This window comes from Rhizobium etli 8C-3 (genome assembly GCF_001908375.1).
Classification (GTDB): Bacteria; Pseudomonadota; Alphaproteobacteria; order Rhizobiales; family Rhizobiaceae; genus Rhizobium; species Rhizobium etli_B.
In genome coordinates this window covers 1,294,123-1,313,467 of record NZ_CP017241.1, presented here as the reverse complement: position 1 = coordinate 1,313,467, position 19,345 = coordinate 1,294,123, and the positions used below count along the sequence as shown (strand labels likewise).

Sequence of the window (19,345 nt, the reverse complement as noted above, 5' to 3'; positions counted from 1 at the left end):
TTGAGATATGTCTGAAGCTTCCTCCGCTCCGGTCCGCCGTCCGTTCCATCGCCGTCGCAAGACCTGCCCGTTCTCGGGCGCGAATGCGCCGCGGATCGACTACAAGGACGTCCGTCTTCTGCAGCGCTATATTTCCGAGCGCGGCAAGATCGTTCCGTCGCGCATCACCGCTGTTTCGCAGAAGAAGCAGCGCGAGCTCGCCCAGGCGATCAAGCGCGCCCGCTTTCTCGGCCTGCTGCCGTACGTCGTAGCTTAATTTGCTATCGCGACCCTCTGGTTGCCAAATCAGAGGGTCGCATCCCTTCCGCGATGGGCGCGGATCGGAACCCTGAAAACCCATGTTGAGGCGGTCTTTCTGGATTCGATTCAGGAGACATCCTCTAACTGCTCGATGAAGCAGGACAGCGACGTGACAAAAATGAACTTCAAGAGGCTGCTGACCGGCGCGCTCGCCGGATTGACCGCCGCGCTCCTGGCGCTCGGCGCGAGCGCCCAGTTGTCGTTCAGCGCCTTGCTCTACGCCGCCTCCGCTCTGCCCATCCTTCTCGTAGGTCTCGGCTGGGGCAATGCCGCGGCAATCTCTGCCGTCGTCACCGCTGCCGCCTTCGGTGCAGTCGCCGGCTCCCCGGCTTTCGCGCTGATGATGACGCTGGTGACGCTTATTCCCGCCGGCTGGATCAGCCACCTGGCAAACCTTGCTCGTCCCGCCGCAGAGCTCGGCGGCCCGGAACACCTGACGGCCTGGTATCCGCTCTCCGACATCCTGCTACATCTCTGTGGCCTGGTGACGCTCGCCGTCATCGTGACGGGCTACATGATCGGCTATGGCCCGGAACTTATCGGCCAGATGGTCGACGCACTCTTCGGTTCCTTTGCGCAGCAACAGCCCGATTTCACGTTCAATGACACGGCCACCGCGCAGACCAAGTCGCTCCTTCTCCTGATGCTGCCCGCCATCCAGGGCGCAATGTGGGTTTTGATGCTGTTTGCGGCCTACTATATCGCGGCACGCATCGTGAATGCCTCCGGCCGGGCACTTCGCCCGAGAGAGGACATTCCGTCCGCGCTGCGCATGAACCGCAACGCGATCTTCGTCTTCCTCGCCGGTCTGGCCGCCACCTTCTTCGGCGGCGTCCCGGCGATGATCGGAGCAACCGTCGTCGGCACCTTTGGCGCCGGCTTTTTGCTTTCCGGCTTCGCCGCGCTGCATTTCCGCACGCGCGGCAAGGACTGGCGCCTGCCGGCGCTCGTCCTTTGCTACCTGGCATCGCTCGTTCTGATGCTGCCAGCTCTTTTCATTCTCGTCGTCGGTCTGTCCGATACGCGCAAGGCGATTGCCCTGACCCCGAACAAGAGTGCCGACACCCCTCAACCCACAGACAAGAAAACCTAGAGACACGAAAGGAAACGAAGATGGAAGTCATTCTTCTCGAACGCATCTCCAAGCTTGGCCAGATGGGCGAAACCGTCAAGGTTCGCGACGGTTTTGCACGCAACTACCTCCTGCCGCTCGGCAAGGCACTGCGCGCCAATGCCGCCAACAAGTCCCGATTCGAATCCGAGCGCGCAACGCTCGAAGCCCGCAATCTCGAGCGCAAGTCGGAAGCCCAGAAGGTCGCCGACGTCCTCGACGGCAAGTCCTTCATCGTCGTTCGCTCGGCCGGCGAAACCGGCCAGCTCTACGGCTCGGTTGCTGCCCGCGACGTCGTGGAAATCCTGGCCGCCGAAGGCTTTAACATCGGTCGCAACCAGGTTCACCTGAACACGCCGATCAAGGCGATCGGTATCCACAAGGTCGAACTGCAGCTTCACGCCGAAGTCGAAATCCACGTCAATCTCAACGTTGCCCGCTCCGCCGACGAAGCCGAGCGCCAGGCAAAGGGCGAAACGCTCACCTCCGTCGACGCCATCTACGGCGTTGATGAAGACGCCCTGCGTGCCGAAGACTTCTTTGATCCGGATGCCGACGGCAACGCCGAAGACGAAGCATAAGCTTCGCAAGCTTGCTTCACGAAGCAGAAGCCCGGCTTGATGCCGGGCTTCTCAGACTGCTGACAAACCCGTCGATTTTTCGGCGGGTTTGTTTTGTTTTGGATAGCGGATTTTGGGTGGGGTTATGTTTGCGGGGCCGAAGAGGGGCTCGTGCCCTCACGCCAGGCTTGGTTTTGGAGCCTTTGTGAGTGCCATTGCGATCTTCTTGATGTTCTGGGCAACGGCGGCCAGTAGGCACTGGCATGCGACGCGGGTGAGACTTCGGAAGCGGGCATAGCGGTGGCCATGAAGCTGCTTGGCATCGGCAAACGAGCGTTCGACCGTCTCCTTTCGCCGCTTGTAGATGGCCCTGCCCCAAGGTGTCTTGCGGTGGTCGTCGGTCCGCTCGCGGGCGTCTTGCCAGACATGGCGGGTGATGGTGCGTGTCGCCGCGGCGTTAGTGGTGCAGGAAGCCAGCAACGGGCAATCGCCGCAGATGGCCGGATCGGAGCGGTAGTGCCGATAGCCGTTGCGGTCGGTGGTGGCATAGGTCAGGAGTTGGCCTTCGGGGCAGCGATAGCCGTCTGTCTCGGGCTCATAGTCAAACTTCGACTTGCGCATCATGCCGGGCTTGGGCGGGGTCGGATTGCGGTAGCCGGTGACGCCGAGAATGTCGCGGTCTTCGAGACCCTTGGCGATGCCGGACGTGGCATAGCCGGCATCCAGCCCGACAGCACCGACCTCGAAGTCGAAGCGCTGACGCTGGCGGTCCAGCCGGTCGAGATAGACGATACTGTCATGCACATTGGCGGGCGTGACATGGGTGTCGGTGATGATCGCAAGCTTGCCATCCACCGTGCGGTGATCGAGGTAGAAGAAGCCTTTCGGCTTGCCGTCGCGCACCATGTAGCCGCTGTCGGGATCGGTGCGCGACACCTTGGTTTCCTTCACCTCCGGCTGACGCTCCTTCTCCTTCAAAGGCTTTTGGCCATGCACTGCCCGCTCGACCTCAATCGCCTGGTCGAGATCGGCCCAGTAATCGGAGCGTGACTTCTCGATCATCTGAAGGTCGTATTTACCCTTGTTGGCGTTCGCCTTCAGATGCGTTGAATCCGTATAAAGCACCGTACCATCGACCAGCCCGTGGCCGATTGCCTGCTCAACGATATGATCAAAAATGTCCTGGGCGACCGAGGTGTCGTTGAAACGCCGGCGGCGGTTCTGCGACAGCGTCGAGGCGTCAAACACACCATCCGTCAGCTTCATCTGCAGAAACCAGCGATAGGCGACGTTGACCTCGATCTCGCGCACCAATTGACGCTCCGAGCGGATGCCGAACAGGTAGCCAATGAACAAAGCCTTGAACATCAAGGTCGGATCGAGCGGCGGCCGGCCGTTGTCGGCGCAATAAAGTCCGGCAACGCGGTCATGGATGAAAGAAAAGTCGATAACCGCATCGATCCTGCGAAGCAGATGATCCTTCGGCACCAGGCTGTCGAGCGTCACCATCTCAAGAGCCGTCTGGGTGGGGGCAGGTTTCTTCAACATGTCCCACAGAATCATAAAACCCCCAGCTAAGCCAGGGGTTTGTCAGCAGTCTGAGAAGCCCGGCTTGATGCCGGGCTTCTTGCGTTTGTCAGTCGGCCTGGTTCTCATTGGCCCCGAAATGCAAGCAGGTTTGCCTGCATGGCGCGGACGACGCTCAGGGTCGTCCTCAAGTCACCTTCGGAAATGCCGGCGACGACCCGGGCGCGCACGTCTGCGGCAAGATCCTCGACCTCGCTGGCAACTGCCCTTCCCGCATCCGTTATGTAGATCTCCTTGGCGCGGCGATCGGAACCGGCGACGCGGCGTTCCAGGAAGCCTTGCGCCTCCATTGCGTCCAGGATCCGCACCAGCGTCGGCGTTTCGAGTTCCAGCCGTTCGGCCAGTTCTCGCTGATTGATGCCGTCCTTCTTGTTGAGGGTGAAAAAGACTCGCGCGCGCGGCAATGTCATGTTTCTCTCCCGCACAAGGGAATCGAACGTCGCCCTCAATTTCCGGGTAAACGCAGCGATGTCCTCAATGAGTTCCCGCCTGAGAAGCATATTCGCCATGAATTCCCCATTATTTAGTTAGCGCACTAATTATATTTTCCTCTGTCTAATTGAGTTCAGGCGTCTTTTCAAGTGCCACGCTCGAGGCATTCAGGCTAAAATATTATGGGTTGGATGAGTCGCGGTCTTCATGCCGTGTCCTCAAGGTGACACCGGCGATATTTTCTCCCCGGCGGCTTCAGCGCTGTGGAGAAGTCGAACAATGTGCAAAGCGTCACGGATTTCACGGCAGGCCAGAGGCTGTTGCTGAGCTGCACTTGCATTTGCCCTGACGAGCCTTCAAATCCGTCAACGGAAAAGACAGAACGGATCAAGATGAACGACGCCGCGCGAAAGATTGCCGCCGTTGCTCCAGCAGAGCAGCACTACCGCGAAGCACCCAACAACATCGAGGCCGAGCAGGCGCTTTTGGGTGCCATCCTGATGAACAACGACGCCTATTACCGGGTGTCCGACTTCCTGAAGCCGATCCATCTTTACGAACCGCTTCACCGCAAGATTTTCGAGGTCGCAGGCGACATCATCCGTATGGGCAAGATCGCCAATCCGGTGACGATCAAGACCTTCCTGAAGGCCGACGAGAAGGTCGGCGACATGACGGTCTCCGAATACCTCGCGCGCCTTGCCCGCGAAGCGGTGACAATCATCAACGCCGAGGACTATGGGCGCGCGATCTACGATCTGGCGCTGCGCCGGGCGCTGATCACCATCGGCGAGGACATGGTCAACATCGCCTATGACGCGCCGCTCGACATGCCGCCGCAGACGCAAATCGAAGATACCGAACGCCGCCTTTTCGAGCTTGCCGAAAACGGCCGCTACGACGGCGGCTTCCAGGCATTCAACGACGCCGTGGCGCTGGCGATCGACATGGCGGCGGTCGCCAAGGAGCGCGACGGCGGCCTCTCGGGCATCTCGACCGGCATCCATTCGCTCGATTCGAAGATGGGCGGCCTGCAGCGCTCGGACTTGATCATCCTTGCCGGACGCCCGGGCATGGGCAAGACATCGCTTGCGACCAATATCGCCTACAATATCGCCGCCGCCTATGAGGGCGAGGTCCAGTCCGACGGCAGCATGAAGGCGAAAAACGGAGGCGTCGTCGGCTTCTACTCGCTCGAAATGTCGTCGGAACAGCTCGCCACCCGCATCATTTCCGAGCAGACCGAGGTCTCCTCCTCGAAAATCCGTCGCGGCGACATCAACGACGCGGACTTCGAAAAACTCGTCGCCTGCTCGATGATGATGCAGAAGGTGCCGCTCTATATCGACCAGACCGGCGGCATTTCCATCGCCCAGCTTGCCGCCCGCGCCCGGCGGCTCAAGCGCCAACGCGGGCTCGACGTATTGGTCGTCGACTACGTGCAGCTGATGACCGGCTCGGGCAAGTCGAACGAGAACCGCGTCCAGGAAATCACCCAGATCACCACCGGCCTGAAAGCCCTCGGCAAGGAACTGAACGTTCCCATCATCGCGCTCTCACAGCTTTCGCGTCAGGTCGAAAGCCGCGATGACAAGCGCCCGCAGCTCTCCGACCTGCGTGAATCGGGCTCGATCGAACAGGACGCCGACGTCGTGCTCTTCGTGTTCCGCGAAGAGTATTACGTCAAGAACATGGAACCCCGCGATCCGGCCGACCCGAAATATGCGGAGTGGGAAGCGCTGTTCGACAAGGTGAAGGGCACGGCGGACGTCATCATCGCCAAGCAGCGTCACGGACCGACCGGCACAGTAAAGCTTGCGTTCCAGGCGGAATTCACGCGCTTTGCCGACCTCGCCGACCCGTCCTTCATCCAGTACGAGGAACACTGAGCTTTTTTGATTTCTTGCTGCAGTGCGGCGGCGGACTTCCTATTGACGAAATTGACCTCTAGACTGGCCGCAGACTCATCTCCGGCCATTTTTTGACGTGGATTCATGACTGAAATTTCCGCCGCCTCCGAAGAAGACAGTTTTGCTTCCGCCGGCGTGCGGCTGACGGTCGACCTCACTGCGCTGACGGAAAACTGGCGCGACATGGCCCGACGCTCCAAAAGGGCGCGCACATCCGCGGTCGTGAAAGCGGACGCCTACGGCATGGGCATCGAGGACGCAGGCGAAGCGCTCTACCTCGCGGGTGCGCGCGACTTCTTCGTCGCAACGGTCGATGAAGGCGTGACGCTGCGCCTCTACGCTCCCGACGCGCGCATCTTCGTGCTCGCCGGCATCTGGTCAGGCACTGAACGACGCTTCTTTGACAACGACCTCGTGCCGGTCATCTCCTCCGAGGAACAGCTCGCCTTCTGGATGGCGGTGCTTTCGGAGTATGGTGACTACCCTTGTGCCCTGCATGTCGACACCGGCTTCAACCGCCTCGGCCTTCAAATCGACGAAGCGCTCGCGCTGGCTGACGACGTCTCCCGCCCAGCCAGCTTCGCCCCTGTCCTCGTCATGAGCCATCTTGCCTGCGGCGACGATCCCTCATCGCAGATGAACAAGCAGCAGCTCGAATCATTCCGCAAGGTCAGCGCCGCTTATGAAGGTATCGAATCAAGCCTCGCAGCGTCCGGCGGGATCTTTCTCGGCGAGGATTATCATTTCGACCTGACGCGCCCCGGCATTGCCATCTACGGCGGCGAAGCGGTGAGCGGCGTGCCAAATCCCATGCGCCCAGTTGCGACCGCGGAGGCGCGCGTCATCCAGGTCCGAACCGTGCGCGCTGGCGAATCCGTGAGTTATGGTCGGGCGCTGAAGCTTGACCGCGATAGCCGCCTCGCCATCGTTTCGGCCGGTTATGCGGACGGCTACATGCGAAGCCAGTCGAGCGGCGGCGTTCCGCTTCGCCAAATCGTGCCGCAGGGCGGCCAAGGTTTCTTTGAGGGCTACACCGTGCCGGTCGCCGGGCGCATCACCATGGACCTTTCCATCTTCGATGTGACCGACCTGCCGGAAAACCTCATCCGTGCCGGCGATTACATCGAGCTGTTCGGCAGGAATATCCCCGTGGACGATGTGGCTCGGGCGGCAGGCACGATCGGTTATGAGATGCTGGCAAGCGTCGGCCTGCGGCATGAGCGAAAATACGTCAGCGAAGACTGAGTTCCCGCTCAGCGGCTTGTCAGCGCAAGCCGCACGCCAAGGGCAACGAATAGTGCGCCAAGCCCGCGATCGAGCCAGAGGCCGACCCTCCTGTTGCGTTTGATCAGACCGGCAAGCCGCCCTCCGGCCAAAATCAGCGGCGGCTCGATGAATGCGGCCACGACGATAATCAGCCCACCGTGCACGGAAAGCTGTAGCCAGGCAGGCCCGGCGCCTTCGACGACGAACTGCGGCAGGAAGGCGAGAAAGAAGATCGCAACCTTCGGGTTAAGCAGCGAAACGAGCACGCCCTGCCGGTAGATCCGTCCCGAGCCCAGCCCTTCGCCTGCCGCCCCGACCAGGCCGCCCTCGCCGCTCGACCGCAGGGCCTGGATGCCCAGCCAGACGAGATAGATCGCACCGATCCACTTCACTGCCGAGAAGGCAACGGCAGAGGCGGCAAGTACCGCCGAAAGGCCGAAGGCTGCGAAAAGCGCATGCAGGCAGGCGCCGGTCCAGATGCCGAAGACGGCGGAGAATCCGGCACGCGTGCCGCTCTTGATCGTATGGCCGATGATAAATGCCATATCCGGACCCGGCGACAGGTTCAAGAGCACGGCGGCGGTAAAGAAGGCGATCCAGTGGGCGGGCGAATAATCGAGCATTGGCGATCCGTCGGATGATCCTTCCATGCTGCCACTTGGACGCCTGATGGGAAAATCATTAGTTTTGATCGGTCCCGCAAGCCATTATCTAGGGCAAATGTGATTCGGGCGCGCCGGCGCTCATGGACGAAAGCATCATTGATGGCGAAGGCCAGGACCCAATTCATCTGTCAGAGCTGCGGCACGATCCACAACCGCTGGGCAGGCAAATGCGAGAACTGCGGCGAGTGGAACACCATCGTCGAAGAAGACCCGATGGGCGGGATCGGCGGCGGACCGGCAAGGACGCCGAAGAAGGGCCGCCCGGTGACGCTGACGGCGCTTTCCGGCGAGATCGAAGAAGCGCCGCGCATCCATACCGGCATCTCGGAACTCGACCGGGCGCTCGGAGGCGGTTTCGTGCGCGGCTCGGCGGTGCTGGTCGGCGGCGATCCGGGCATTGGCAAGTCGACGCTGCTGATGCAGGCGGCAGCAGCGCTTTCGCGCCGCAGTCACAAGATCATCTACGTCTCGGGCGAAGAGGCCGTGGCGCAGGTGCGGCTGCGCGCCCAGCGCCTGCGTGCGGCCGACACCGACGTGATGCTTGCCGCGGAGACCAATGTCGAGGATATCCTGGCGACGCTTGCGGAGGGCAAGCGGCCGGATCTCGTCATCATCGACTCGATCCAGACGCTGTGGAGCGAACTGGCGGAATCGGCGCCCGGAACGGTGACGCAGGTGCGCACCGGCGTGCAGGCGATGATCCGCTTCGCCAAGCAGACCGGAGCCGCCATGGTTCTCGTCGGCCACGTCACCAAGGACGGCCAGATCGCCGGTCCGCGAGTGGTGGAACACATGGTCGACGCCGTGCTCTACTTCGAAGGCGACCGCGGCCATCACTACCGCATCTTGCGCACGGTCAAGAACCGCTTCGGGCCAACGGACGAGATCGGCGTTTTCGAAATGTCCGACGGCGGCCTGCGTGAGGTCGGCAATCCATCTGAACTTTTCCTGGGCGAGCGCAATGAAAAGTCTCCGGGAGCGGCAGTCTTCGCCGGCATGGAAGGAACACGCCCGATCCTCGTCGAAGTGCAGGCACTGGTGGCGCCGACATCGCTCGGAACGCCGCGCCGTGCCGTGGTTGGCTGGGATTCGGCCAGACTTTCGATGGTCCTTGCAGTGCTCGAGGCCCATTGCGGCGTACGGCTCGGCCAGCATGACGTCTATTTGAATGTCGCCGGCGGCTATCGTATCAGCGAACCGGCAGCTGATCTTGCCGTCGCATCCGCATTGGTTTCCTCTCTTGCCGGTATTGCTCTGCCGGCCGATTGCGTCTATTTCGGCGAAGTCAGCCTGTCGGGGGCCGTCCGACCGGTTGCGCATACCCCTCAGCGCCTCAAAGAAGCCGAGAAGCTGGGATTTTCTGCAGCGCTTCTTCCGTCAGCCTCCGCCGATTTGCCAAAGGGTTCGGGCGGGCGCTGGAGCGAGATCGAGAGCCTGCCGGACCTGGTCGTGCGCATTGCCGGATCCAAAGGTGCGCTACGACGTGTGGAAGACGAGGTTTGATCCTTTCATTGCCACAAACGGTGATGATATAGGATGCACACGAATGAGGCCCGACCGAACCGCATCACTCACGCGGCGGTCCTGGAGTTGAATTTATATGCCCATCACGATTTTCGACGGTATTGTCATCGGCGTCGTCCTCTTCTCCGCCGTTCTGGCGATGGTCCGCGGCTTTTCGCGTGAGGTGCTGTCGATCGCAAGCTGGGGCGGCTCGGCTGCCGCTGCCTACTACCTCTATCCGTACCTCGTGCCTTACGCGAAGAGGTATACCGATGATGACCGCATCGCGATCGTCGGCTCCGCCGCCGTCGTGTTCCTGATTGCGCTGATCGTCATCTCCTTCATCACCATGAAGATTGCCGATTTCATCATCGATAGCCGGATCGGCGCGCTCGACCGCACTTTGGGCTTCCTCTTCGGCGCGGCACGCGGCATACTGCTTCTCGTCGTGGCAGTGGCCTTCTGGAACTGGCTCGTCGATGCCGATCACCGGCCCACTTGGGTGAACAATGCCAAGTCCAAGCCGTTCCTTGACTCGATGGTCGTAAAGCTGCAATCGGTTCTGCCCGAGGAATTCGCACAGATGGTCAAAGCCAGCGTGCTCGAGAAGGTTCAGCCGCCGGCCGGAGGCTCGCAAGGCAGCAATGCACCGGCCGGCGAACAAGCCCCGGCGGATGATACAGCGCCTGCAGGCGGCGCAGCCCCGTCAGGCGGCGCGCAGCCGCAGTCGAATTGACACAGTGTTCAACAGCTTGACCTGCCGCGTGGCAATTGCCATTTGAGCGGGACGTGACATAAGGGTCCGGCCGGGCATTTGCTCGGCCGGGCCTCCGCCGTTTAAAATGCCCTGAATCCGGCATCATGCTATGGAAAAAGCCGATCCATTCTTGTGAGAGCAAAGGCCCGCATCAATGAACCAGTCCCATTCCTCCACGCTCAACGATGAACTCGACGGAGATACCCTCCACGAGGAATGCGGCGTCTTCGGCATTCTCGGCCATCCCGATGCAGCAACGCTGACGGCTCTCGGACTTCACGCCCTCCAGCACCGCGGACAGGAAGCGGCCGGTATCGTCACCTTCGACGGCCGCCAGTTCCATACCGAAAAGCGCATGGGGCTCGTCGGCGACCACTACACCGATCCTGCAACGCTCGCCAAGCTGCCAGGCTTCATCTCGATCGGCCACACGCGCTACTCCACGACTGGCGAAGTGGCCCTGCGCAACGTCCAGCCGCTCTTTGCCGAACTGGAAGTCGGTGGCATCGCCGTTGCCCATAACGGCAACTTCACCAACGGCCTGACCCTTCGCCGTCAACTGATTGCCGACGGCGCCATCTGTCAGTCGACATCGGATACCGAAGTCGTCCTCCACCTGATCGCCCGCTCCAAACAGGCCTCCTCGTCCGATCGCTTCATCGATGCGATCCGCCAGATGGAAGGCGGTTACTCGATGCTGGCCATGACCCGCACGAAGCTGATCGCCGCGCGCGACCCGATCGGCATCCGTCCGCTCGTCATGGGCGAGCTCGACGGCAAGCCGATCTTCTGTTCGGAAACCTGTGCACTCGACATCATCGGCGCCAAGTACATCCGCGACGTCGAGAACGGCGAAGTCGTGATCTGCGAAATCCAGCCGGACGGTTCGATCACCATCGACGCCCGCAAGCCCGAAGCGCCTAAGCCGGAGCGTCTGTGCCTTTTCGAATTTGTTTACTTTGCTCGCCCTGACTCCGTCGTCGGCGGTCGCAGCATATATGTCGCCCGCAAGAACATGGGAATCAATCTCGCCAAGGAATCCCCGATCGATGCCGATGTCGTCGTGCCGGTTCCCGACGGCGGTACGCCGGCAGCGCTCGGCTATGCCCAACAGAGCGGCATTCCTTTCGAATACGGCATCATCCGCAACCACTATGTCGGCCGCACCTTCATCGAACCGACGCAGCAGATCCGCGCCTTCGGCGTCAAACTGAAGCACTCGGCAAACCGGGCGATGATCCAAGGCAAGCGCGTCGTCCTCGTCGACGATTCGATCGTGCGGGGAACAACCTCGCTGAAGATCGTCCAGATGATCCGCGACGCAGGCGCCAAGGAGGTCCATATCCGCGTCGCAAGCCCGATGATCTATTTCCCGGATTTTTACGGTATCGATACGCCAGACGCCGACAAGCTGCTTGCCAACCAGTACAACAGCCTGAGGGCGATGTGCGATTACATCGGCGCCGATTCGCTCGAATTCCTCTCGATCGACGGGCTTTATCGTGCAGTCGGCGGGGAAGATCGCAACAACGAGAATCCGCAGTTCACCGACCACTATTTCACGGGCGACTACCCGACGCGCCTGCTCGACAAGGAAAGCACGAGCAACGTGCGCAAGCTCGCCGTGATGGCCAGCAACGGCTGAGGGATTTCATAAATCTGAATGAACGCCGACGCCTCCTCTTCCCCTCGTCAGGGTGGGATGCTTTTTCGCGCAAACCGATACGGACGACACGATCATGACCATCGACCTCAAGAACCGCATCGCTCTCGTCACCGGTGCATCGCGCGGCATCGGCTATTTCACGGCACTGGAACTGGCGAAGGCCGGAGCCCACGTGATTGCCTGCGCCCGCACGGTCGGCGGTCTCGAGGAGCTTGACGACGCGATCAAGGCTGCGGGCGGCAGCGCCACGCTCGTGCCTTTCGATCTTGCGGATATGAACGCCATCGACGCGCTCGGAGGCTCGATTTTCGACCGCTGGGGCAAGCTCGACATCCTCGTTGCCAATGCCGGCGTGCTCGGCGTCATCTCGCCGATCGGTCATATCGAGGCAAAGACCTTCGAGAAGGTGATGAACATCAACGTCACGGCCACCTGGCGGCTGATCCGCTCCGTCGATCCGCTGCTGGCGCGCTCCGAGGCCGGCCGCGCCGTGATCATCTCTTCGGCTGCCGCTCACAAATGCCGGCCTTTTTGGGGCCCATATTCCGCGTCCAAAGCCGCAGTCGAAGCGCTCGCGCGCACCTGGGCCGGCGAAAGCCGGTCGACGCCTCTTCGCATCACCAGCGTCGATCCGGGCGCCACCCGCACCGCAATGCGCGCGCAGGCCGTGCCCGGCGAAGATCCCGCGACGCTGCCGCATCCTTCCGAAGTCGCCAGGGCGATCCTGCCGCTCGTCGGTCCGGATGTAGTCGAGACAGGCAAGCTCTTCATCGTGCGCGACAACAGGCTCGTTGATTACCGGCCGCCGGAATAAGGGCTACCGGCCCGCTGTTTCATCAAACAGCGTCGCAAGGTCCGTTTCCTCAGGACATAGCGCGTTGAGGTCGACCGGCCCGTCGATGCCATCGACTTTGCCGTTGTCGGCAAACTGCCATATCGACCAGCGGCCGCATTTTTGCTGCTCTGGTTCTTTGAATAGGCTGCGCAGCCAGAGATAATGATCCGGGAAGCGGAATTCGTTGCCTTTCAGATACGTGTCAAAAAATTCCTGCGTGACGTAGAATATCGGCTTTCCCGGATATGTACTCTTCATCTCGGCCACGAAGGCCTTGACCTCGGCGCTCAGCTGCTCGACCGTCGGAACTTTGTCGCAGTTGCCGACAAATTCGAGATCGATCGCAATCGGCAGCGTGCCCTGCTCTTTGGGAACTGTCGCCAATAGGTTCTGTGCCTGCTCACGGCCCGGACGGCAAAAGGTGAAGAAGTGATATGCCCCACGAACGATGCCGGCCTGTTTTGCAGCCTGCCAGTTGCGGGCAAATCGGGTGTCCTTATGGTCCCCGCCCTCTGTCGCCTTCATGATGGCGAAGCGCACATTCGGTTGAGCAGCGAGCCTCTTCCAGTCGATGTCGCCCTGATGGTGGCTGACATCGATGCCCTGGATCGGATAGTCCCTGATGGATGGATGATTGAAGCGGACCATGGCGAAATCGTAAGCCAAATAGAAAGCGGATGCGACCGCCAGGATCGCTGTGCCGAGGACGGCTCGCTGAACTTCTTTCTTCACTGGTACCCTCTCGCTCCACCGCTTCCGCCCCTTTGGCAAGAAAAAGGCTTATGCTGCAGACAGCGGATTATCTGCCGCGCCAGCCCTGACTGGCGCTCGCGATGTTCGTCTTTACGCAGCACTTGACCAAACATCGTTCCCGCGCCATAAAACCCGCCATGAAAACGGTTATCTGCATTATCTGCCGGAAGATTATTCGCTAGCGCGCCCGCTGGCCTGGCCGTTTTCGTCTCCCAAATACCCAAAGATGAGAAACGCCCCGGCCCGCCGGCGGCGATATTTTTCGGATCATTGCATTTTGGGAGAATAGACATGGCCGGCCAGCCGGAACTGAAGAAGCCGGAAATCAAGCTGTACAATACGCTGACGCGCGAGGAGACGGTCTTCAAGCCCATCGACCCGCTAAACGTCCGCATGTACGTCTGCGGCCCGACTGTTTACGACTACGCCCATATCGGCAATGCGCGGCCCGCCATCATCTTCGACGTGCTTTTCCGGCTGCTCAGGCACGTCTATGGCGCCGAGCACGTAACCTATGCCCGCAATATCACCGACGTCGACGACAAGATCAACCTACGGGCGTTGCGCGACCATCCCGGCTTGCCGCTGAACGAGGCTATCCGCCTGGTCACCGAAAAAACCGAGACACAGTATCTCGAAGACGCCACGGCTCTCGGCTGCCTCGATCCGACCATCCAGCCGCGCGCGACCGAAAACATCGCGCAGATGATCGAAATCATCGAAAAGCTGATTGCCAGGGGCCACGCCTATCAGGCGGAGGGAGAAGTCCTGTTCGACACGAAATCCATGGCGGATTACGGCGCGCTTTCAAAGCGCAATCTCGATGAGCAACAGGCCGGGGCGCGCGTCGCCGTCGATGCGCACAAGAAGAACCCCGGCGACTTCGTTCTCTGGAAGATTTCAAGCGATAACGAACCCGGCTGGGAAAGCCCCTGGGGCCGCGGCCGTCCTGGCTGGCATATCGAATGCTCGGCGATGAGCCAGCGCTATCTCGGCGAGGTCTTCGATATTCACGGCGGCGGATTGGACCTGATCTTCCCGCACCACGAAAACGAGATTGCCCAGTCTCGTTGCGCTCACGGCACGGATGTGATGGCGAATATATGGATGCACAACGGATTCCTGCAGGTCGAAGGTCGCAAGATGTCGAAATCCGAAGGCAACTTCGTCACCATCTACGAGCTGCTGCACACCGAAAAATTCGGCGGCCGGAAATGGCCGGGCGAAGTTTTGCGGCTTGCGATGCTGATGACGCACTATCGCGAGCCGATCGATTTTTCGATCAAGCGCCTGGAAGAGGCCGAACGCCTGCTTTCGAAGTGGCCAGCCGGTGATGCCGGCGACGCGTCGCCGGACCCGACCGTACTGAACGCGCTTGCCGACGACTTAAACACCGTCGCCGCCGTTCAGGCGCTTCATGCCCTGGCCCAGTCCGGCAACGCCGCCGCCTTCGCCGCGAGCGCTGCCCTTCTCGGCGTGGAGCCGAAGGAAACGGAAGTGGACGAGGCAGTCGCCGCCGAGATAGACAGCCGCGTGCGCGCCCGCCTCGAACTCTTGAAGGCAAGGAACTTCCCTGAGGCCGACAAGATCCGCGAGACGCTGCTTGCCGAGGGCATCCAGCTCAAGGACGGCAAGGATGCGGTCACTGGCGAGCGCTTAACGACCTGGGAGGTGAAGCGGTGAGGTCAATGTTACCGGAAAATGCCGCTCCTCGACCCCATCCGATGGGCTGCTGGGCCGTGCCGCTTGGAAAACGTGTCGAGCATGCAGCATCCGCCGATGTTGCCGCTGTCAATCCCCGCGGCGGCGCGAACCAGACCTGTGCCTTGTTGGCAGGGTTGGAAGAGGGCTTTGTTCACATGCAAGACGGGAGGAAGTATCGATGACGGTCTACACCGGTGGCTGCCAGTGCGGTGCGATCCGGTTCCGGGTGGAAGGCGAGTTTTCGCATTCGTCGATCTGTCATTGCCGCATGTGCCAGAAGGCGTTCGGTGGCTATTATGCACCGCTGGTTTCCGTGCGCGGGGCTGATTTCAAATGGACGCGGGGTAAGCGGAAGACCTTCCGTTCGTCCAATTTCGTCGAGCGCGGCTTCTGCGGCGATTGCGGCACACCGCTGACCTATGAAGCGCCGGATGGGATGGCGATTGCAGCGGGCGCGTTCGATGATCCGGCTCTTCTGCCGCCGACGATCCAGTATGGCATCGAAGGCAAGCTGCCGTTCACGGACAAACTGCACGAGCTTCCGGGGATGCGGACGCAGGACGACGTCGAAAACGCCCCATTCATCAGCGAGATCGTTTCCTATCAGCATCCAGATCACGACACGACAGAATGGCCAGAGGAGCGCAAGTGACGGCAGGAACATTTCATAGCGGCGGATGCCAATGCGGCGCAGTGCGCTATCGCGCCGCCGGCGAGCTCGGCTATCCGCATATCTGCCATTGCCGCATGTGCCAGAAGGCGGCGGGGAACTATTTCCTGCCGCTTGGAGCGGTCATGCGAACGGACTTTACGCTGACACGCGGAACACCGAAGTGGTTTTGCTCCTCCGATCTCGTGCGACGCGGCTTCTGCGGCGATTGCGGCACGCCGCTCTTTTACGACATACCTGGAGCCGTATCCGTCAACGTTACACTCGGCTCACTGGACGATCCAGATGCGGTCAGGCCGGTGATGCAATCGAATACCGGCCGCAAGATGAACTGGCTCCACGCACTGGACACCCTGCCGATAGAGCCCGCCGCCTTGAGCTCGGAGCGTGAAGACGCGATCTCAGCCAGCAATCGTCAGCATCCCGATCACGATACGAACCACTGGCCATGAGGAGCACAGACATGAGTGAACCTACAAGAACAGGCGGGTGCCAGTGCGGCGCCGTACGCTTTCGTATCAGCGGCAAGCTGGGGCGTCCGTCGATCTGTCATTGCCGCATGTGCCAGAAGCAGTTCGGCGGCTTCTTTTCCGCGCTCGTTACCGCGCCGGAGGAGGGCGTGGAATGGACGCGCGGCGAGCCGAGCTATTTCCAGTCCTCGATCAATATCGACCGGGGTTTCTGCAGCAGTTGCGGCACGCCAATGACCTATCGGCATCCCGGCGGGCTGGAGCTTGCAATCGGCACGTTCGATGACCGCAGCGATCTCGCGCCGCAGATCCAAGTGAACTACGACTCGCGTCTGCCCTGGGTCGAAACGATCTTCGATACACCGGTTCATCGGGATCCCGATTACTATGCCCGGCAGGAGCAGATCATCTCCTTCCAGCATCCCGACCACGATACCGACGTATGGCCCGCGAAAGGCTTGAAAATATGACCGAAGTGTTGCGTACCCTCTATCCTGAAATCCAACCCTATGCTTCGGGCCATCTCGATGTCGGCGACGGCCATGTGATCTACTGGGAACGCTGCGGAACGCCGGGGGCCAAACCGGCCGTTTTCCTGCACGGCGGCCCTGGGGGCGGTATTTCTGCGGTGCATCGCCGCCTCTTCGACCCGGTGCTCTACGACGTGACGCTGTTCGACCAGCGCGGCTGCGGCAAATCCACGCCGCATGCGGATCTCAACGCCAACACGACATGGCATCTCGTTGCCGACATCGAGCGGCTGCGCAATATGGTCGATGCCGAGAAATGGCAGGTCTTCGGCGGCTCCTGGGGCTCGACGCTGGCGCTCGCCTATGCCGAAAAGCATCCCGAGCGGGTCTCCGAACTCATCGTGCGGGGCATTTACACGCTTACGAAGGCGGAACTCGACTGGTACTACCAGTTCGGCGTCTCGGAAATGTTCCCGGACAAGTGGGAACGCTTCATTGCGCCCATTCCGGCGGAAGAGCGTCACGAGATGATGCAGGCCTACCACCGCCGCCTGACGAGCAACGACAAGGCAATTGCGCTCAAGGCCGCGCATGCCTGGAGCATCTGGGAGGGCGAGACGATCACGCTGCTGCCCGAGCCATCGACGAGCGGCAAGTTCGAGGAGGCCGAGTTCGCCTATGCCTTCGCCCGCATCGAGAACCACTTCTTCGTCAATGCCGGCTGGCTGGAGGAGGGCCAGCTGATCCGCGAGGCGCACAAGCTCAAGGATATTCCAGGCGTCATCGTGCAAGGTCGCTATGACATGCCCTGCCCCGCCCGCTTTGCCTGGGCGCTGCACAAGGCCTGGCCGAAGGCGGAATTCCACCTGATCGAAGGTGCGGGCCACGCGTTTTCGGAACCAGGCATCCTGGATCAGCTGATCCGGGCAACGGACAGGTTTGCGGGGAAATAGAGCCACATGATGCGCGTTGTGGACACCCCTCTTAGAGCCGACAGAGGGATCGAGCCGCACTGCACAAGATAAAATGCTTCGGAGGCACCTCGGTGACCAGAGAAAAAATCTACCTCTTCGACACGACCCTGCGCGACGGGCAGCAGACGCCCGGGATCGACTTCTCGGTCGAGGACAAGATTGCAATCGCAACCATGCTGGACGAGTTCGGCATCGATTATGTCGAGGGCGGATATCCGGGCGCGAACCCGACCGATACCGCCTTCTTCACAGAAAAGCGCACCAGCCAGGCAGCATTCGTCGCCTTCGGCATGACGAAGCGGCCCGGCGTTTCAGCCTCCAACGATCCGGGGCTTGCAGCGCTGTTGCAGGCAAAGAGCGACGCGATCTGCTTCGTCGCCAAGAGCTGGGACTACCACGTCAAGGTCGCCCTCGGATGCACCAACGAGGAAAACCTCGCATGCATCGCCGAGAGTGTGAAGGCCGCCGTCGCCGCCGGCAAGGAAGCGATGGTCGATTGCGAGCATTTCTTCGATGGATACAAGGCCAATCCCGCCTATGCGCTTGCCTGCGCGACGACCGCCTATGAAGCGGGAGCGCGCTGGGTCGTGCTATGCGACACCAATGGCGGCGCGCAGCCCCCGCAGATCCACGCCGTCGTCGAGGCGGTGATTGCAGCAGGCGTTCCCGGCCTCTGTCTCGGCATCCACGCGCATAACGATACCGGCCAGGCAGTTGCCAATTCGCTGGCGGCCGTCGAGGCCGGCGTGCGCCAGATCCAAGGGACGCTCAACGGGATCGGCGAGCGTTGCGGCAATGCCAACCTGGTGACGCTGATCCCGACGCTGGCCCTGAAGGACACCTATAGCACCCGCTTCGAAACTACCATCGATCAGGATCGGCTGGTGAACCTCACGCGCCTGTCGCACGCTTTCGACGAGCTTCTGAACCGTTCACCGGATCATCAACTGCCCTATGTCGGCGCTTCGGCCTTCGCCACCAAGGCTGGCATCCATGCCTCCGCCCTGCTCAAGGACCCGCGCACCTACGAGCATGTGCCGCCGGAAAGCGTCGGCAATTTCCGAAAGGTCATGGTCTCCGACCAGGGCGGCAAGGCGAACTTCATCAATGCCCTGAAACGCCGTGGCATCGAGGTCGCCAAGGACGATCCGAAGCTCGATCGGCTGATTTCCATCGTCAAGGAGCGCGAAGCTTCCGGCTACGCCTATGAGGGGGCGGATGCGAGCTTCGAGCTTCTGGCCCGCCGCACACTTGGCACCATCCCGGAGTTCTTCGCAATCGAAGGCTTCCGCGTGATGGTCGAGCGCCGTTTCGACTCGCACGGTCGGGTAAAGATCGTCTCGGAAGCCGTCGTGAAGATGGTGATCGACGGCCACACGATCATGTCGGTGGCGGAAGGAGACGGCCCGGTCAACGCGCTCGACCTGGCGCTACGCAAGGATTTCGGCAAGTATCAGCACGAGATCGACGACCTGGTTCTCGCCGACTTCAAGGTGCGTATCCTCAATGGCGGCACCGAAGCCATCACGCGCGTGCTGATCGAATCCACCGACAGCGACGGCGTGCGCTGGTGGACGGTGGGCGTGTCGGAAAACATCATCGACGCCTCGTTCCAGGCGCTGATGGATTCCGTAATCTACAAGCTGATGAAGAACCGGCAGCTGGCAGGCAAGATCGCGGCGCAGTGAAGATCTCCACGAGAAAACCTGACA

The 19,345-nt window shown here is 61.1% G+C and carries 20 protein-coding genes; 15 read left to right on the top strand and 5 right to left on the bottom strand.

The annotated features are described in order from the left end of the window. The first annotated feature begins 7 nt into the window (after positions 1-7). The 3 genes from rpsR to rplI all read left to right on the top strand — a co-directional run bounded on the left by rpsR (position 8) and on the right by rplI (position 1,992). Entirely contained in the window at positions 8-256 is a 249-nt protein-coding gene (gene rpsR, locus AM571_RS06605; protein ID WP_004680498.1) for a 30S ribosomal protein S18, read from the top strand. A 162-nt stretch (positions 257-418) separates the two neighbouring features. After that, on the top strand, positions 419-1,393 hold the full coding sequence (locus AM571_RS06600) for a DUF2232 domain-containing protein (protein WP_420493381.1): 975 nt from the start codon (positions 419-421) through the stop codon (positions 1,391-1,393). Between the two features lie 20 nt (positions 1,394-1,413). Beyond that, complete coding sequence (gene rplI, locus AM571_RS06595) at positions 1,414-1,992, top strand: 50S ribosomal protein L9 (protein ID WP_074060730.1); 579 nt, start codon at positions 1,414-1,416, stop codon at positions 1,990-1,992. A gap of 156 nt (positions 1,993-2,148) precedes the next feature. On the opposite strand, the gene AM571_RS06590 is transcribed toward rplI, so the two are convergent. Together AM571_RS06590 and AM571_RS06585 are read right to left on the bottom strand one after the other, a co-directional pair. Continuing rightward, positions 2,149-3,519, bottom strand: coding sequence for an IS1182 family transposase (locus AM571_RS06590; RefSeq protein WP_074063104.1), 1,371 nt, complete (start codon positions 3,517-3,519; stop codon positions 2,149-2,151). Positions 3,520-3,623: 104 nt separating this feature from the next. Then, positions 3,624-4,067 (bottom strand): MarR family winged helix-turn-helix transcriptional regulator, encoded by a 444-nt coding sequence (locus AM571_RS06585; protein ID WP_074060729.1) that lies wholly within the window; start codon positions 4,065-4,067, stop codon positions 3,624-3,626. 315 nt (positions 4,068-4,382) lie between these two features. Between AM571_RS06585 and AM571_RS06580 the strand changes: the two genes are divergently transcribed. Both AM571_RS06580 and alr read left to right on the top strand, forming a co-directional pair. Continuing rightward, positions 4,383-5,879, top strand: coding sequence for a replicative DNA helicase (locus AM571_RS06580; protein ID WP_074060728.1), 1,497 nt, complete (start codon positions 4,383-4,385; stop codon positions 5,877-5,879). 105 nt (positions 5,880-5,984) lie between these two features. Then, positions 5,985-7,145, top strand: a complete 1,161-nt coding sequence (gene alr, locus AM571_RS06575) for an alanine racemase (RefSeq protein WP_074060727.1) — start codon at positions 5,985-5,987, stop codon at positions 7,143-7,145. Positions 7,146-7,153: 8 nt separating this feature from the next. Here the strand turns inward: alr and AM571_RS06570 are convergent, their stop codons facing one another. After that, complete coding sequence (locus AM571_RS06570) at positions 7,154-7,789, bottom strand: LysE family translocator (RefSeq protein WP_074060726.1); 636 nt, start codon at positions 7,787-7,789, stop codon at positions 7,154-7,156. Between the two features lie 141 nt (positions 7,790-7,930). Between AM571_RS06570 and radA the strand changes: the two genes are divergently transcribed. The 4 genes from radA (at position 7,931) to AM571_RS06550 (ending at position 12,571) form a co-directional block, all read left to right on the top strand. Beyond that, positions 7,931-9,334: a DNA repair protein RadA gene (gene radA, locus AM571_RS06565; RefSeq protein ID WP_074060725.1), complete on the top strand. Its 1,404-nt coding sequence runs from the start codon at positions 7,931-7,933 to the stop codon at positions 9,332-9,334. Between the two features lie 97 nt (positions 9,335-9,431). Beyond that, the gene (locus AM571_RS06560) at positions 9,432-10,070 is read left to right on the top strand and encodes a CvpA family protein (RefSeq protein ID WP_074060724.1); all 639 of its coding nucleotides are present in this window, start codon (positions 9,432-9,434) and stop codon (positions 10,068-10,070) included. Positions 10,071-10,245: 175 nt separating this feature from the next. Next, entirely contained in the window at positions 10,246-11,736 is a 1,491-nt protein-coding gene (gene purF, locus AM571_RS06555) for an amidophosphoribosyltransferase (protein ID WP_074060723.1), read from the top strand. Positions 11,737-11,830: 94 nt separating this feature from the next. Next, positions 11,831-12,571: an SDR family NAD(P)-dependent oxidoreductase gene (locus tag AM571_RS06550; protein WP_074063103.1), complete on the top strand. Its 741-nt coding sequence runs from the start codon at positions 11,831-11,833 to the stop codon at positions 12,569-12,571. Between the two features lie 3 nt (positions 12,572-12,574). Here AM571_RS06550 and AM571_RS06545 read toward each other — a convergent pair whose 3' ends face one another. Further along, complete coding sequence (locus tag AM571_RS06545) at positions 12,575-13,324, bottom strand: GH25 family lysozyme (protein ID WP_074060722.1); 750 nt, start codon at positions 13,322-13,324, stop codon at positions 12,575-12,577. Next, positions 13,321-13,638, bottom strand: coding sequence for a hypothetical protein (locus tag AM571_RS36105; RefSeq protein WP_132552114.1), 318 nt, complete (start codon positions 13,636-13,638; stop codon positions 13,321-13,323). The genes AM571_RS06545 and AM571_RS36105 overlap by 4 nt, the downstream gene beginning before the upstream one ends. Between AM571_RS36105 and cysS the strand changes: the two genes are divergently transcribed. The 6 genes from cysS (at position 13,637) to cimA (ending at position 19,321) form a co-directional block, all read left to right on the top strand. Beyond that, positions 13,637-15,028, top strand: a complete 1,392-nt coding sequence (cysS, locus tag AM571_RS06540) for a cysteine--tRNA ligase (RefSeq protein ID WP_074060721.1) — start codon at positions 13,637-13,639, stop codon at positions 15,026-15,028. The genes AM571_RS36105 and cysS overlap by 2 nt on opposite strands. A 199-nt stretch (positions 15,029-15,227) precedes the next feature. Further along, positions 15,228-15,701 (top strand): GFA family protein, encoded by a 474-nt coding sequence (locus AM571_RS06535; protein WP_074060720.1) that lies wholly within the window; start codon positions 15,228-15,230, stop codon positions 15,699-15,701. After that, on the top strand, positions 15,680-16,171 hold the full coding sequence (locus AM571_RS06530; RefSeq protein ID WP_155774416.1) for a GFA family protein: 492 nt from the start codon (positions 15,680-15,682) through the stop codon (positions 16,169-16,171). Before AM571_RS06535 ends, AM571_RS06530 begins: the two co-directional genes overlap by 22 nt. Before the next feature lie 11 nt (positions 16,172-16,182). Then, positions 16,183-16,659 (top strand): GFA family protein, encoded by a 477-nt coding sequence (locus tag AM571_RS06525; RefSeq protein ID WP_074060718.1) that lies wholly within the window; start codon positions 16,183-16,185, stop codon positions 16,657-16,659. Further along, the gene (pip, locus tag AM571_RS06520; protein ID WP_074060717.1) at positions 16,656-17,612 is read left to right on the top strand and encodes a prolyl aminopeptidase; all 957 of its coding nucleotides are present in this window, start codon (positions 16,656-16,658) and stop codon (positions 17,610-17,612) included. Before AM571_RS06525 ends, pip begins: the two co-directional genes overlap by 4 nt. Positions 17,613-17,704: 92 nt before the next feature. Then, entirely contained in the window at positions 17,705-19,321 is a 1,617-nt protein-coding gene (gene cimA / locus AM571_RS06515) for a citramalate synthase (RefSeq protein WP_074060716.1), read from the top strand. Positions 19,322-19,345 lie beyond the last annotated feature (24 nt).

Coding starts and splice junctions, on each gene's coding strand:
- rpsR (WP_004680498.1), top strand. CDS start 8: ATGTCTGAAGCTTCCTCCGCTCCGGTCCGCCGTCCGTTCCATCGCCGT.
- AM571_RS06600 (WP_420493381.1), top strand. CDS start 419: ATGAACTTCAAGAGGCTGCTGACCGGCGCGCTCGCCGGATTGACCGCC.
- rplI (WP_074060730.1), top strand. CDS start 1,414: ATGGAAGTCATTCTTCTCGAACGCATCTCCAAGCTTGGCCAGATGGGC.
- AM571_RS06590 (WP_074063104.1), bottom strand. CDS start 3,519: ATGTTGAAGAAACCTGCCCCCACCCAGACGGCTCTTGAGATGGTGACG.
- AM571_RS06585 (WP_074060729.1), bottom strand. CDS start 4,067: ATGGCGAATATGCTTCTCAGGCGGGAACTCATTGAGGACATCGCTGCG.
- AM571_RS06580 (WP_074060728.1), top strand. CDS start 4,383: ATGAACGACGCCGCGCGAAAGATTGCCGCCGTTGCTCCAGCAGAGCAG.
- alr (WP_074060727.1), top strand. CDS start 5,985: ATGACTGAAATTTCCGCCGCCTCCGAAGAAGACAGTTTTGCTTCCGCC.
- AM571_RS06570 (WP_074060726.1), bottom strand. CDS start 7,789: ATGCTCGATTATTCGCCCGCCCACTGGATCGCCTTCTTTACCGCCGCC.
- radA (WP_074060725.1), top strand. CDS start 7,931: ATGGCGAAGGCCAGGACCCAATTCATCTGTCAGAGCTGCGGCACGATC.
- AM571_RS06560 (WP_074060724.1), top strand. CDS start 9,432: ATGCCCATCACGATTTTCGACGGTATTGTCATCGGCGTCGTCCTCTTC.
- purF (WP_074060723.1), top strand. CDS start 10,246: ATGAACCAGTCCCATTCCTCCACGCTCAACGATGAACTCGACGGAGAT.
- AM571_RS06550 (WP_074063103.1), top strand. CDS start 11,831: ATGACCATCGACCTCAAGAACCGCATCGCTCTCGTCACCGGTGCATCG.
- cysS (WP_074060721.1), top strand. CDS start 13,637: ATGGCCGGCCAGCCGGAACTGAAGAAGCCGGAAATCAAGCTGTACAAT.
- AM571_RS36105 (WP_132552114.1), bottom strand. CDS start 13,638: ATGTCTATTCTCCCAAAATGCAATGATCCGAAAAATATCGCCGCCGGC.
- AM571_RS06535 (WP_074060720.1), top strand. CDS start 15,228: ATGACGGTCTACACCGGTGGCTGCCAGTGCGGTGCGATCCGGTTCCGG.
- AM571_RS06530 (WP_155774416.1), top strand. CDS start 15,680: ATGGCCAGAGGAGCGCAAGTGACGGCAGGAACATTTCATAGCGGCGGA.
- AM571_RS06525 (WP_074060718.1), top strand. CDS start 16,183: ATGAGTGAACCTACAAGAACAGGCGGGTGCCAGTGCGGCGCCGTACGC.
- pip (WP_074060717.1), top strand. CDS start 16,656: ATGACCGAAGTGTTGCGTACCCTCTATCCTGAAATCCAACCCTATGCT.